The 14093-nt window shown below is 26.0% G+C and carries 12 protein-coding genes; 11 read left to right on the top strand and 1 reads right to left on the bottom strand.

The genetic code is table 11. The annotated features are described in order from the left end of the window. Nucleotides 1-169 precede the first annotated feature (169 nt). From BGI42_RS11205 to BGI42_RS11165, 9 genes are all read left to right on the top strand, one after another. On the top strand, nucleotides 170-1027 hold the full coding sequence (locus BGI42_RS11205; RefSeq protein ID WP_069680385.1) for a 4Fe-4S binding protein: 858 nt from the start codon (nucleotides 170-172) through the stop codon (nucleotides 1025-1027). A gap of 455 nt (nucleotides 1028-1482) precedes the next feature. After that, nucleotides 1483-2688 (top strand): glutamyl-tRNA reductase, encoded by a 1206-nt coding sequence (gene hemA / locus BGI42_RS11200; protein WP_069680384.1) that lies wholly within the window; start codon nucleotides 1483-1485, stop codon nucleotides 2686-2688. After that, on the top strand, nucleotides 2646-3323 hold the full coding sequence (locus BGI42_RS11195) for an NAD(P)-dependent oxidoreductase (RefSeq protein WP_069680383.1): 678 nt from the start codon (nucleotides 2646-2648) through the stop codon (nucleotides 3321-3323). Before hemA ends, BGI42_RS11195 begins: the two co-directional genes overlap by 43 nt. A gap of 172 nt (nucleotides 3324-3495) precedes the next feature. Then, complete coding sequence (gene hemC / locus BGI42_RS11190; protein WP_069680382.1) at nucleotides 3496-4368, top strand: hydroxymethylbilane synthase; 873 nt, start codon at nucleotides 3496-3498, stop codon at nucleotides 4366-4368. 117 nt (nucleotides 4369-4485) lie between these two features. Further along, a complete protein-coding gene (gene cobA, locus BGI42_RS11185) occupies nucleotides 4486-5961 on the top strand; it encodes a uroporphyrinogen-III C-methyltransferase (RefSeq protein WP_069680381.1) in 1476 nt (491 codons plus the stop codon). Between the two features lie 149 nt (nucleotides 5962-6110). Further along, nucleotides 6111-7076 (top strand): porphobilinogen synthase, encoded by a 966-nt coding sequence (gene hemB / locus BGI42_RS11180; protein WP_069680380.1) that lies wholly within the window; start codon nucleotides 6111-6113, stop codon nucleotides 7074-7076. 75 nt (nucleotides 7077-7151) lie between these two features. Beyond that, entirely contained in the window at nucleotides 7152-8435 is a 1284-nt protein-coding gene (hemL, locus tag BGI42_RS11175) for a glutamate-1-semialdehyde 2,1-aminomutase (protein WP_069680379.1), read from the top strand. After that, nucleotides 8425-9222 carry a sirohydrochlorin cobaltochelatase gene (locus tag BGI42_RS11170; RefSeq protein ID WP_069680378.1) on the top strand — a complete coding sequence of 266 codons (798 nt, stop codon included), beginning with the start codon at nucleotides 8425-8427 and terminating at the stop codon, nucleotides 9220-9222. Before hemL ends, BGI42_RS11170 begins: the two co-directional genes overlap by 11 nt. Before the next feature lie 327 nt (nucleotides 9223-9549). Further along, nucleotides 9550-10107 carry a DUF3867 domain-containing protein gene (locus tag BGI42_RS11165; RefSeq protein WP_069680377.1) on the top strand — a complete coding sequence of 186 codons (558 nt, stop codon included), beginning with the start codon at nucleotides 9550-9552 and terminating at the stop codon, nucleotides 10105-10107. Nucleotides 10108-10381: 274 nt separating this feature from the next. Here the strand turns inward: BGI42_RS11165 and BGI42_RS11160 are convergent, their stop codons facing one another. After that, nucleotides 10382-11365 (bottom strand): alpha/beta hydrolase, encoded by a 984-nt coding sequence (locus BGI42_RS11160; RefSeq protein WP_069680376.1) that lies wholly within the window; start codon nucleotides 11363-11365, stop codon nucleotides 10382-10384. Between the two features lie 205 nt (nucleotides 11366-11570). Here BGI42_RS11160 and BGI42_RS11155 point away from each other — a divergent pair, with 205 nt between their 5' ends. Together BGI42_RS11155 and thrC are read left to right on the top strand one after the other, a co-directional pair. Next, the gene (locus BGI42_RS11155) at nucleotides 11571-12509 is read left to right on the top strand and encodes a DUF6414 family protein (RefSeq protein ID WP_069680375.1); all 939 of its coding nucleotides are present in this window, start codon (nucleotides 11571-11573) and stop codon (nucleotides 12507-12509) included. 117 nt (nucleotides 12510-12626) lie between these two features. Continuing rightward, the gene (gene thrC / locus BGI42_RS11150; protein WP_069680374.1) at nucleotides 12627-14090 is read left to right on the top strand and encodes a threonine synthase; all 1464 of its coding nucleotides are present in this window, start codon (nucleotides 12627-12629) and stop codon (nucleotides 14088-14090) included. The last annotated feature ends 3 nt before the right edge of the window (nucleotides 14091-14093 follow it).

The following is a 14093-nucleotide window of genomic DNA, read 5'->3' as shown; positions in this document are numbered from 1 at the left end:
AAATATAAGTATATCCAATATAGTTAAAAATACACATAAAAATTCACATATAAGTATTTACTTATGGTAAATATATATTAAAAAGTATTAGAGTATAATTAAAACATTTATTAATATAGTATAGGAAGAGTTTGTTTGTAAGTAAATATATTTTAGGGAGGATACATACATGGCAGTTAATGCAAAAAGACAAAAACAATTAAAAGCGTTAGGGTTTTTATTACAAAAGGATAAAGAACATTTTTCAGTAAGATTTTTAGGTAGAGCAGGTAATTACACAGCAGAAGAATTAAATAATATAAATTTTATTGCTAAGAAATATGGTAGAAATTATTGTGGAATGACAACAAGACTTCAAATAGAAGTACCTTGGATAAAAGATGAAGATGTAGAAAAAGTTATTGAAGAAGCCAAGAATTTAGGACTAAGACATGGTGGTACAGGTCAAAAATTTAGACCATTAGTATCTTGTAAAGGTACTGTGTGTCTTCATGGAAACATTAATACTCAGGAAATATGCAGACAATTAGAAGATAAATATTTTGGAACAGATACTCCTCATAAATGTAAAGTTGCAGTTGTCGGTTGTCCTAATAACTGCGCAAAGGCTAATATAAATGATATTGGTATAATGGGAAGAACAATACCAGAATTTGTTTTAGAAAATTGTGTTGGATGTGGATTGTGTGTTAGAGCTTGTAGACAAAAGGCTTTAGAAGTAGTAGATAAAAAAATAGTACATAATAAAGATTTATGTGTTAATTGTGGTGGATGCGTAAGAGCATGTAAATTAGGTGCAGCTATTGCAAAAGAAAAAGGTGGAGAGATATTTGTTGGAGGAAGATTTGGTAGAGGAATAAGAATAGGAGATTCTTTAGGGAAAATATTTAAAGAAGAAGATATAACCCCGATGATTCATAAAATTGTAGATTATTATAGAGAAGTAGGACAACCAGGCGAGAGAATTTCTAAAGTTATGGATAGAATAGGAAAAGAAGAATTTATAAATAATGTTTTAAAAAGATAATATGTATCTGTAAGTAAATATTAAAAAGTTCAAGTAGTAATAATTGATACAACTTGAACTTTTGGTATTTTATATATGGAAGGAATATATATTTTTAAAGAATATATAGATAATTTTTTAATGTTGTATTTAAGTATTATATGAGTACTTCTAAAAAAATAAAAATAATTACATGAATAACAGTTATTTCTATACTAAATTTGAAAATGGTTTATAGGGGAAAAGTTTTAAACTAGATTAAGGATTAAAAGGGAATGAAACAATGTAACTTATGAATTATTATTAACCACTTTTAACTATAAAAGTTACAAATAAAATGTTAAAATATAATTTATATTAAAGAATAATCATTACAAATTAAAAATGACTTTTTTTATTGTACATTTTAATATAAAATAAAGTATGTTAAATTAGAACGTATGAATATTTAAATAAGTATACAAGGTGGAAAAAGAATGATAGCAGTATTAGGTATTAAAAAGAATACACCAATAGAAATTAGAGAAAAATTAACTATAAAATCAAACAAATATGATAAGTATTTAGAAGGATTATTAAAATATTTAGATGAGGTTATTATACTTGCAACTTGTAATAGAACAGAAATTTATTTTAATGTTTCTTATATTAATGAAGAACTATTAAAAAAGATTTTTGAAGTGTTAAAATGGGAATATATATATAAAGATTATATTTTTATATCAGAAGATAAAAGAGCATGTAAGCATTTATTTGAAGTAACTTGTGGTTTTCATTCAAAAATATTAGGTGAAGATCAGATTTTAGGTCAAGTAAGAGATGTATATTTTAAATCCTTAAATGCAAATGCTTTAAATTTAGACTTACAAAGGTTATTTCAATATGCAATAACATGTGGTAAAAAATTCAAAAGTCAATCAAGATTATTTGAAATTCCAGTGTCATCAGCTTCAATAGTTGTTAATGAATCTATTAATAAAAAGTGTAAAAGATATATGATATTAGGCTATGGTGATGTTGGTAGATTAACTATGAAGTATTTACTTGCCCATAATATAGAGGATGTATATTTGGCTGTTAGAAATACTAAAATAAAAAATGAATTTAGTAATGATAAAGTAAAAGTAATAAAATTTGAAGAAAAAAATAAGTACATAAATGATATGGATTGTGTAATATCATGTACATCAGCACCTCATATAGTTATAAAAAAACAAGATATAAATGAGTGGGGAAATAAAATATTAATTTATGATTTAGCAGTGCCAAGAGATGTGGATGAGGAAATAAATAATATACATAGAGCAGAAGTATATAATATAGATAAGATAAGTTATATAAATGATGGAAATAAAAAAATGAGATTTGATAAAATGGATTCTAGTAAATTTATATTAGAAAAATATTTAAATGAATATTATGAATGGAAAAGACTTAGAAGCATTGTACCAATAATAGAGGATTTAAAAATTAGTTCTAAAGAAGTATATGATAGTAGGATAAGCACTTTTAAAAATAAGTGTAAAGATAAAGATGACATTGAATTGGCAAATAAAATGATAAAGAGTACATCTGATTATTATGTAAACAGGGCTATAGAGATAATGAAAGAAGAAACATTAAAGGGAAGTGAAGAGGAATGTTTAAGAATAATAAAGAGTATATTCATGACCCAAAATTAAATTATTCGTTTATTTCATTACTTTCAAATAAAATAAATGTTGGTGTAATCGGAGGGGGAAGAGCTGGGTTTATAAAAATTAAACATTTTTTAAACACAGGATGTTATATTGAAGTTATTTCAAAAGATTTTTGTGAAGAGGTAATTAATTTATCAAAAGAGTTTAAAGAAAAATTAACTTTAATAAAAGGTGAATTTAATTATGAATTTTTATTAAATAAGCATTTAATCTTAATAACCATAGATGACAAAAGAATAAATGATAATATAAAGGGATATTGCAATAAAAATTTTAAGATATATATAGAATCATCAAATTTTCAAGATGGTATGGGGGTTGTACCTGTTCAAAGAAAGCTTAATAATATAACTTTTGCTATAAATACAAATGGTGGAAATCCTAAAGGGGCAGTAATGCTTGCAAATAAAGTTCAGGAGTTATTAAAAGACTATGATGATTTTATAAAATTAACTACTAATATTAGAAATAAGGCAAAAAAACTTTCAAAATATAAAAAAGAAATTATAGATTTTATATCATGTGATGATTTTAAATTTTTCTATGATAATAACAAAGAAACATTAATATTAAGACTATATTTTGATGAAGAAATATTAAAAGAATTAGGCATATGAAAATAAATAGCAAGTCAAAGATGTCACGGATATTTTGTGAAATACAATGAATTGGGTTCTGCTAATAATTTCCATTAGTATGTTCTAATGAAGAAGTAGTTCACAAAATAAACTAGCATATTGATTAGTTATTTGTTTGAATGAGCCTTAATATAGAAGGAGTATTAAATTTATGAATGAAATAATAATAGCAACAAGAAAAAGTAAGTTGGCTCAAGTTCAAACTGAAATAATAATGAATAAATTAAAATCAGAATTTAATATAAATAGCAAAAAACTTCTTATAGTAACTGAAGGTGATAGAAAGTTAGATGTATCATTAAATAAAATAGGGGGAAAGGGATTGTTTGTTAAAGATATAGAACTTGCTCTTTTAAATAAGCAAGCACATGCCGCTGTTCATAGCATGAAAGATGTTCCTTTTGAAGTTAGCGGTGAATTTGAAATCACAGCAATAACAGAAAGAGAAGATATCAGAGATGTATTTATTTCAAATGGACATGTTTCATTTAAAAACCTTAAACTAGGTGCAAAAGTGGGAACAAGCAGTATAAGAAGAGCAGCTCAACTTAAACTTTTAAGAAATGATTTAGAAATAGTTCCTATAAGAGGAAATGTTCAAACTAGATTAAAAAAAATGAAAGAGCAAAATTTAGATGGTATTGTTTTAGCAGCTGCTGGTCTTAAAAGATTGGGAGATGAAGATTTAATAACAGATTATTTTAATCCAAAAGAATTTTTACCAGCAGTTTCTCAAGGTGCTTTAGGAATAGAGTGTTTAAAAGATGGGGATACTAATGAGTATTTTAAAGCTTTAATAGATGAAGAAGCAACTTTGACAGTAAATGCAGAAAGAAGCTTTATGAAGGAATTAAATGGAGATTGTCACAGTCTTATAGGAGCTTATTCAGAAATTAAAGGTAATGATTTGTATATGATTGGAATATATGATGTAGGTGGAAAAATGATTAAAAAAGATATTTTAGGATGCAAAAATGACAATATTGAATTAGGAAAGAAATTAGCACAAAAAATATTAGGATAGTATGTATTTAAAATACCAAAGTATTAAAATTAGGTATATAGAAAATTCAATTGAAAGGTAGGTTAGTGGTAATAAGAATTTTATGTAATAAGCATAACATCTTATTAAAAGTAGATTATGAGTGAAGTATATATTATAGGCACAGGACCTGGAGATGAAGAATTATTAACTGTAAAGGCTGTTAATAAATTAAAAGAATGTACAGCTGTTTTATATGATAGATTGGTTTCTAATAATATTTTAAATTATTTAAGTGATTCTTGTGAGATTTATTATTGCGGAAAAGAGCCTGGAGCTCATTATAAAACACAAGAAGAAATAAATGAGATGTTAGTAAATTTAGCAAAAAAAGGTCACGTAGTAGGAAGAGTAAAAGGGGGAGACCCATATGTTTTTGGAAGAGGTGGAGAAGAAGTATTAGCTTTAAAACAAGCAAATATTCCTTTTGAAGTAATACCAGGTATAACCTCTCCAATAGCTGTATTAAATTATGCAGGTATTCCTATAACTCATAGAGGAATAGCTCAAAGTTTTCATGTTGTAACAGGAATGTCAGCAAAACATATTAAATCTAATTTTAAAGCTTTAGCTATGGAGGAAGGCACTTTAGTTTTTATGATGGGGCTAAGTAACTTGGAAAACATAGTAGGTGAGCTTATAGCAAATGGTAAAGATATATCTACACCTTGTGGAGTTATAATGAGAGGCACTTCAAGCAAGCAAAAGAAGGTAATCGGAACTTTAGAAAATATAAGTAAAAAGGTAGAAGAAGCTAATTTGCAATCTCCATGCATAATTGTTATTGGCGAAGTAGTTAACTTAAATGAAGAGTTAGCTTGGTATGAACATAAACCTTTGTTTGGAAAAAATATTTGTGTAACTAGGTCAAAAAAACAAGCAGCTACATTAAAGCAAAAGCTAAGAGATATGGGGGCTGAAGTTACTGCCTTAAGTGCTATAGAAATAGAAAGCACAGCTAATAATTTAGATAATTATATGAATGATTTAGAAAACTATGATCATATAGTATTTACTTCTGTGAATTCAGTTGATATATTCTTTGATTATTTAATAGAAAAGAAATATGATATAAGAAAATTGAAGGCTAAAGTATCAGCAATTGGAAAAGCTACATGGCAAGCACTTGAGAGAAGAGGTATAATATGTTTTGTGAAAGCTAGGGAATTTATTGGTTCTGGCTTAATAAAGGTATTAAAACCACATGTTAAAGAAAATGAAAGAGTGTTTATACCATGTTCATCATTATCAAAATCAGATATAGCTGATGAATTAACAAATGTAGGCGCCAATGTAGATAGAGCATTTATTTATGATACAGTAAAAGGAAGAGTAAGAAATAAAAAAGCTTTTAATGAAGTTGATATAGTATTTTTTACAAGTCCATCAACTGTACATAACATGATAGATATGGTTGGTTTAGATGCTATTAAAGAAAAAAAAGTTATAGCAATAGGAACTAAAACTAATAGACCACTTGAGGAATTAGGCATTAAGGCATATGTTTGTAAAGAACATTCGCAAGAGGGATTTTTAAATGAGATTGAATCATTTGTAAAAGATATGGGTTTATAACATAAAAATTAGATTAGGTTTTAAAAATGTTTTGATATATGTAATAAAATAGAAACTATATTTATAATTCAAATTTTCAGTAAAAAGTTATTTATGCATATATAAACATTTTATTAAAAATAAGATCTTGTATTTTAGGGGGATTTAATATGATAAAAAGAGGTAGAAGATTAAGAGCAACATCTGCTATCAGAGATATGGTGAGAGAAACTATATTGCATACTAAGGATTTTATATATCCAATATTTGTTGTAGAAGGCGAAAATATAAAAAGAGAAATTTCATCTTTGCCTAATAACTATCATTATTCAATAGATAGATTGCATGAGGTAATTGAAGAAGTTGAAAAAGCTGATATTGCAGGAGTACTTTTATTTGGAATTCCAGAACATAAGGATGCATGTGGAAGTGAAGCTTATAATGATGATGGTATTGTTCAAAAAGCTATAAAAAAAATCAAGAAATTAAATAAGGATTTATTAGTTATAACTGATGTTTGTATGTGCGAATATACATCTCATGGACATTGTGGAATAATACATGAATGTGATGTAGAAAATGATAAGACACTTGAGTATTTAGGGAAAATAGCAGTATCTCATGCAAAAGCAGGAGCTGATATGGTAGCACCATCAGATATGATGGATGGTAGAATTGGTTTTATGAGAAAAACATTAGATGATAATGGATTTAAGAACATAAGCATAATGAGTTATTCTGCAAAATATTGTTCAGCTTTTTATGGACCATTTAGAGAAGCAGCAGGATCAGCACCAGAATTTGGAGATAGAAAAACGTATCAAATGGATTCAGCTAATAGATTAGAAGCATTGAGAGAAACTGAAAAAGATATAGAAGAGGGCTGTGACATTATAATGGTTAAGCCAGCATTATCTTATTTAGATGTAATTAGAGAATGTAGAGATAATTTTAATATGCCTCTTGCTGCTTATAATGTAAGTGGTGAGTATGCAATGGTTAAAGCGGCAGGGAAACAAGGTCTTATAGATGAAGAAAGAATAATTATGGAGATTTTAACTTCAATAAAGAGAGCTGGAGCAGATATAATAATAACTTATCATGCATTAGAAGCGGCAGAAATTTTAAATAGATAGCTTAGCCATTTTGTTATTGAGTACATTCAGTAAATTTTCATTTAGAAGTATTCAAATGAGTAGGGAGTGAATATAATGAATAGTTTAGAGATATTTGAAGAATCAAAAAGGTATATGCCAGGTGGAGTAAATAGTCCTGTAAGATGTTTTAAGGATATGGGAATGACTCCTCCAGTTATAAAATCTGGAAAAGATGTAATTATTAAAGATGAGGATGGAAAAGAATATATAGATTTTGTTTTGGCATGGGGACCATTACTTTTAGGTCATTGCGATGATGATGTAGTAAAAGCAATAAAAGAAACAACTGAAAATGCATTAGCTTTTGGAGCTCCCACTAAATTAGAATTAGAGTTAAGCAAATTTATGTGTGAGAATTTAGATAATGCTGATATGATAAGAATGGTTAATTCAGGTACAGAAGCTACTATGAGTGCAGTAAAACTTGCTAGAGGCTATACAGGAAAAAGCAAAATAGTAAAATTTGCAGGATGTTATCATGGTCATTTTGATGGATTTTTAATAGAAGCTGGTTCAGGAGTACTAACAGAAGGAATTCCAGGTTCGCTTGGAGTACCAAAAGAAAGTGTTGAAAATACATTGATAGGTTTATATAACGATAAAAATCAAATAAAAGAACTTTTTAAAAAGTATGGAAATGAAATTGCGGGAGTTATTATAGAACCAGTTGCAGGAAATATGGGAGTAATAAAAGCTAATGATGATTTTATAATAGAACTAAGAAGTTTATGTGATACATATGGAGCTTTACTTATATTTGATGAAGTAATGACTGGGTTTAGAGTTGCATTTAAAGGGGCTCAAACATTATTCGATGTTAAACCAGATTTAATTACCTATGCTAAAATAATGGGTGGTGGACTTCCTTGTGGTGCATATGCAGGTAAAAGAGAAATTATGGAAAAGTTATCTCCGTGTGGTGGAGTTTATCAAGCAGGAACTATGTCAGGAAATCCTATTGTAATGGCAGCTGGTATTGCTACATTAAATAAATTAAAAAGCAATCCAGAGTTTTATGAACATGTAGAATACATAGGTACAAAACTTCAACAAGGCCTTATAAAGATTTCGAAAGAAAATAATATACCTTTAGTAGTTAATAGAGTTGGAGGTATGTTAACATTATTTTTTACAAATTTAGTAGAAGTAAATACTTATGCTGATGTAAAAACTTGTAATGGTGAAAGGTTTAAGAGATATTTTAAACATATGATAAATGAAGGATTTAATATTGCTCCATCACAATTTGAAGCTATGTTTTTAAGTGTAAAACATACAGAAGAACACATTGATATGTTCTTAAAAGCATTTGAGAGGTTTGCAGTGAATGAAAAATAATAGAGCTATAATATTAGTTGGTTTTGGCACAGCTAATATTGTAGCTATTAAAAAATGTATAGATCCAATAGAAAATGAGATAAGAGAAGTTTTTGGAGAAGAATTTTTAGTTTTTAAGTGTTTTACATCTAAAATAATATTGAGAAAATTATCAAATGATTTTGGTGTTAATATACTACATTTTGAAGAAGCTTTAAGATGTGCAAAATTAAAGGGATGTACAGAAATTTTAATAATGCCTTTAAATGTGCTTCATGGAAATGAATATGAGAAAATAAAAGAGTTTGCTCTTAAATATAATCATGAATTCAGCAGAATTTTACTTGGAAAGCCTATTTTACAATTAGACATTGAAACTAAAGAGATAGTATCTAGCAACATAATAGAAGGAATAAAAAAAGAACTGCCTAAAGATAAAAATTTATTATTAGTAGGTCATGGAACAACAAATAAATCTGATATAGTTTATAGTTTATTTGAAAAAGAATTATCAAAAATGAATTATGAAAATATAATCATAGGAACTTTAGAAGGAAAAATTTCTATAAATGAAATTATAGATAAAATTATAATAAGAGAAATAAAAGAAATAACTATAGTTCCTTTTTTATCTATGGCAGGAAAACATATAAATAGAGATATTTTTGGAGAAAATGAATACTCATGGAAAAGAATAATAGAAGCTAGAGGGGTAAAGGTAAAGTGTTTTAGAAAATCTTTAACAGAGTTTTTAAGTATAAAAAAATTATATTTAGATAATATTAAAGAATTAGTAGATGAATTATAAAGAGCAAAAAATGAACTATATCCAATATAGAATATAGTTCATTTTTTATAAGATATATCATATGATATATCTTATAAATGTAATTTTATCTATTGTTAATATCATCAACTACATAACCTTATTCAGATTTATTAAGTATTTAGGGATACAAATTATCATAAATTTTTATTGTTTTATAAGTTGTAGTTATTATATGCGCTTACCTTAGAATTTATATAGTTTATACTTTTAAATAGGTTATAAAAACTTAAATTTTACACTAAGAAATAGTTTTGTTAATATATAAATAAATATAGTTGTATATAATTATAATAAGGAGGCAGTAGTATGAATGACAAAATTATAGATTTTAATGAACTTAAAAATAAAGCTAAAGATAAAGATGTAGATAAATTTGAAAGTTATATTTATTCTATGTATTATGAATTAGCTGCAGGAAACTTAACAATGCAAGATTTTTCTAAAAATATTATGACATATATGGAAGAAAATAATATTTCACAAGATAAATTAATAAATATTCAAAAAAAGTTTTTAGAAAGATATGGAGTTGATCCATCTATGTTTGAAGATCAATTAAAAATGGCAGGAATAAATTTGAATAAAATGCCTAATAATTATGACTCCATGAGAAAAACTATAGGTTTTAAAGAAAAATATAAAAGTAGAATAAAAATGAAGACAATATCTGAATATATAATAAATAATGAAAAGAATGATTTAACTATATTAATAGAAGATGATAAAATGAGATTAATAAGTGAAAAAAAGATAGACTTAAGTGATAATGAACTGAATGAATTTATATGTTCATACAAAAAAATTATAGAGAATAAGAAATTAAAAGTTGTAATATCTGAGAATATAAAATTATATGAATATTAAATATGTATAAAACCTTCTTTTAAACAAAGAATGTATTGAAACAATTGTTTAGAAGAGGGACTTTTTATATGGAAATAAAAAATAGAAAGTATTATAGTAAACTAATCTTTATTATGAAAAATAATTATGAAAGTGATTTATGAATTTTAATTGAAAGTCTTAAAAATGAAAAAATAAGAGGTACATAATAATAAATAATAAAAAATAAAAATTATAAGTAATAAAGAATTTAGGAAAAATAATCAAGAAGAATTAAATTCCCCATTATATCAATTTAATATAATGGGGAATTGTTTACTATAAATTTTAATACCTCTTTAGTTAAATCTTTTATATCTTGTGTAAATATAATTGACATATCATGAGATGTTTGTTCTAAAGAAACTAATTTAACAGAAGCTTTTTCTTCTATACATTTATTATATAACTCCAGAGAACTTTCATAAGGTACTAGAGAATCATTCTTACTATGAATTATTAATGTTTTTGGAATATTTGAATTAACATATTTAATTGGATTAAATTCAGAAGCAACTAAGTTTTTGTCTTTTATAGAGTTAAGTATATTGGTCAAGTCCCAATTTAGTCCAGAAGTTTTTAGTAAGTTAAGATTTGTTGGTCCAAAAAAATCAATAACATACTTTACTTTTGATGGATAATTAGCCAAATCTAAGTCATCAGTAAACTCATTATCTGGACTATAAGCACTCATTAATGATAAATGAGCTCCAGATGACATTCCTATAATTCCAATTTGGTTTGAATTAAGATTATATTTAGAACTGTTTTTATATATCCATCTTATAGTATCTTTTACATCACATACTTGCTTTTGAAAATTTTCATTAGAACGCATAAGTTCATATTCAGTACTTATTATAGTAAAACCGTTATCTCTAAAAATATCTAAAATTGGATTGATTGCTCTTGGAATACTTTTATCACCATATACCCAGCTTCCACCATGGACATATAAAAGTACAGGAGAAGTTTTATACATTTTTTTCGATGGTTTATAAATATCTAATTTTAATTTTACATTATTAGCATCTTTATAAACTATATCTTTGTAGTCTGCATTATCAATAGGAGAGAGTTCAAATTCATTATTTAAAGAAAAATTATTTTTTAAAGATATTATGTCTTTAAAGATTGTATAGGTTAATTGAATTTTTTTTCTAAAAATTATTCCTAAGCTAATGCTTAAAATTAATATAATAATTAATGATAATTTTAAAATTTTTTTTATAACATTCATAAAAACACCACAACTTAAAATTAATATAATAACTATTATATCATAACTAAATAATGATTATACTTTGTATTGATTAAATAAGTATATATAATTTATTATGAAATTAAAAAATAATATGTTTATAAAAATCATATAACCAATTTATGTATAATAAAAATAAATAGAGATAGTATATAATCAGTGATTTTTTGTAAGGAGAGATTATATGAACAATCCTTTCGATATACTTATATACTTAGATGAAAATCTAGTTAGAAATTTATCTTCTCTAGTCTTATCAGGTTATATTGATACTAGAATTCAAAAGAGAATTAGAGATGCAAAAGTTTCAGAAGGAGTACATTTAGATAGTAGAAATGGTTCTTTTCAACAAGAAACTGAAGGAAAAAATGAAAGAGAAGGATATAGAGATGAAAATAAAGGAAACCTCGTAAATGCAGAACAACATAATCAGGTATGGAGAGATTTTAATGGTACAGGAAATATAAGATTAGAAGAAGAGATACGTAGAACATATACTACATTTGTTCTTAATGGAAATCTTAATAATTTTCTACAAAATGGAGAGATTTTGCATTCGAGAAATGATATTAATATATTAAATGATGAAGTTGAATCAGGAGAATTAGTAGAGATTACTGGACAAATAACAAATCAATCACTTTTATGTTATGTAGAAACTTTAATTGCTTTATTGGATGCTATAGGATGTGAAAATTTAGACCCTTTATTAGATAAAGAGAAATATAAATTTATAAATTTTTCTGTTCTTTTAAAATTATTAAATAATTTAAAGGGAAAATTAATTTTAAATAATACTCAAGATTTAGTTATGAAAACAGGGGATTGTACTAATGTATTAACTGTAAATATGAATAATTTTATGAATAATGATTATAATATTTTTGATAAGATAAATTGTGAATGCAAAGTAATTGGCAAGGTAGTAAAAACATGTTGTGGATCAGAGTGTATAAATTTTCTAAGAAAAACTGGAACAGAAAAATTTTATGAAGATCTTTTAATTTATTGTGATTCACTTTTAGGATGTTTAAAAGATCAGGGTATAATGGTACCAGAAAGACCGTGTTGTAAATTGGAGAATAAAGGAATACAATTAATGCCGATAAGCATTTCTATTTAACGATAGTTATGCTTATTTGTATTTAAAATAAAAACACTTGTTTTCTGTATAAAGACATGATAATATATATATTAAGCAAAGAGAGATTTAATTTAAATTAAAAATTGGGGTGATTGAATGAATTTTAGGAGTACTAGAGGTCTAGAATATGGCGTAGATTCTACAAGAGCAATAATAAATGGGATATCTAAAGATGGTGGGCTTTACGTGCCTGATAGTTTTCCTAATATATATAAACTATTAAGGAATAAAAAAGAGTTTAGTTATGAAGAATTAGCATTTGAAATTATTAGGGAATATTTTACTGATATCCATGATAAGGAGCTTATAGAGGCAATTAATGAAGCTTATAATGACAGATTTCAGATTAAGGTACATAATAATTTTTTAGAATTATATCATGGGCCAACTTGTGCATTTAAAGATGCAGCATTGTTATTTCTTCCTCAAATTATGAAAAGAGCTAAAAAGGTTTGTAATAAAAAAGAAGAGATAGTAATATTGGCAGCTACATCAGGAGATACAGGAAAAGCAGCTTTAGAAGGTTTTAAAGATATAGAAGGTTTTAAAGTGGTGGTATATTACCCTAAAAAAGGTGTGAGTGCTATACAAGAAAGACAAATGATTACTCAAAAAGGCGATAATGTTAAAGTAATTGGTATAAATGGTAATTTTGATGATGCACAAAGATTTGTTAAGCAAATGTTTGGAGATAATGATTTCAAAGAAGAATTATTAAAACAAGGATTTCTATTATCTTCTGCAAACTCTATAAATATAGGGAGATTAGTTCCTCAAATAGTATATTATTTTTATGGATATTTCAACTTGGTTATAAAAGGGGTTATAAAACAAGGTGATAAGATTAATGTGGTAGTTCCAACTGGCAATTTTGGAAACATATTGGCATCATACTATGCAAAACAAATGGGGCTTCCTATAGATAAATTTATATGTGCTTCAAACGAAAATAAGGTTTTAACAGACTTTTTTAATAGTGGTATTTATGATAAGAGGCGTGAACTTGTGCTAACAGAGTCACCATCAATGGATATTTTAGTATCATCTAATCTTGAAAGATTATTATTTGAAGCAAGTGGACGGAATCCAGAAATTATAAAAGATCTTATGAATTCTTTAAGTGAAAATGGTGTATATGAAATAAATGATGAAATGAAAAAGTTTATGAAAGAATTTTATGGGGGATATGCTACAACAGAAGAAGTACATGATGCAATAAGAGAAGTATATGAAAAAGATAATTATTTAATGGATACTCACACAGCAGTTGGTTATGTTGTTAAAAAGAAATATCAATTAGAAACTAATGATACTAAAGAAGTACTAATAGCATCAACTGCAAGTCCATTTAAATTTCCAAGAAGTATTTGTGAGGCATTAAAAATTCCAAATGATAAAATTGATGATTTTGAGGTATTAAAAAAGTTATCTGAAATTACAAAAAATAATATACCAGATGGTTTAGCTAATTTATCACAGTATCAAATTATTCATAATGAAGTTTGTGATAGGTCAGAAATGAAAAAGATATTACTTTCTTATCTGGGGATTGAAGGATAAATT

Origin of the sequence: Clostridium taeniosporum (assembly GCF_001735765.2) — a bacterium.
GTDB classification, from domain to species: domain Bacteria; phylum Bacillota; class Clostridia; order Clostridiales; family Clostridiaceae; genus Clostridium; species Clostridium taeniosporum.
This window is presented reverse-complemented; position numbering and strand designations above follow the sequence as displayed.

Excerpts from the sequence above, each read along its gene's own strand:
- hemA (WP_069680384.1), top strand. The coding sequence starts at position 1,483 with ATGATAGCAGTATTAGGTATTAAAAAGAATACACCAATAGAAATTAGA.
- hemL (WP_069680379.1), top strand. The coding sequence starts at position 7,152 with ATGAATAGTTTAGAGATATTTGAAGAATCAAAAAGGTATATGCCAGGT.
- BGI42_RS11205 (WP_069680385.1), top strand. The coding sequence starts at position 170 with ATGGCAGTTAATGCAAAAAGACAAAAACAATTAAAAGCGTTAGGGTTT.
- thrC (WP_069680374.1), top strand. The coding sequence starts at position 12,627 with ATGAATTTTAGGAGTACTAGAGGTCTAGAATATGGCGTAGATTCTACA.
- BGI42_RS11195 (WP_069680383.1), top strand. The coding sequence starts at position 2,646 with ATGTTTAAGAATAATAAAGAGTATATTCATGACCCAAAATTAAATTAT.
- cobA (WP_069680381.1), top strand. The coding sequence starts at position 4,486 with ATGAGTGAAGTATATATTATAGGCACAGGACCTGGAGATGAAGAATTA.
- BGI42_RS11170 (WP_069680378.1), top strand. The coding sequence starts at position 8,425 with ATGAAAAATAATAGAGCTATAATATTAGTTGGTTTTGGCACAGCTAAT.
- BGI42_RS11160 (WP_069680376.1), bottom strand. The coding sequence starts at position 11,365 with ATGAATGTTATAAAAAAAATTTTAAAATTATCATTAATTATTATATTA.
- BGI42_RS11155 (WP_069680375.1), top strand. The coding sequence starts at position 11,571 with ATGAACAATCCTTTCGATATACTTATATACTTAGATGAAAATCTAGTT.
- BGI42_RS11165 (WP_069680377.1), top strand. The coding sequence starts at position 9,550 with ATGAATGACAAAATTATAGATTTTAATGAACTTAAAAATAAAGCTAAA.
- hemC (WP_069680382.1), top strand. The coding sequence starts at position 3,496 with ATGAATGAAATAATAATAGCAACAAGAAAAAGTAAGTTGGCTCAAGTT.
- hemB (WP_069680380.1), top strand. The coding sequence starts at position 6,111 with ATGATAAAAAGAGGTAGAAGATTAAGAGCAACATCTGCTATCAGAGAT.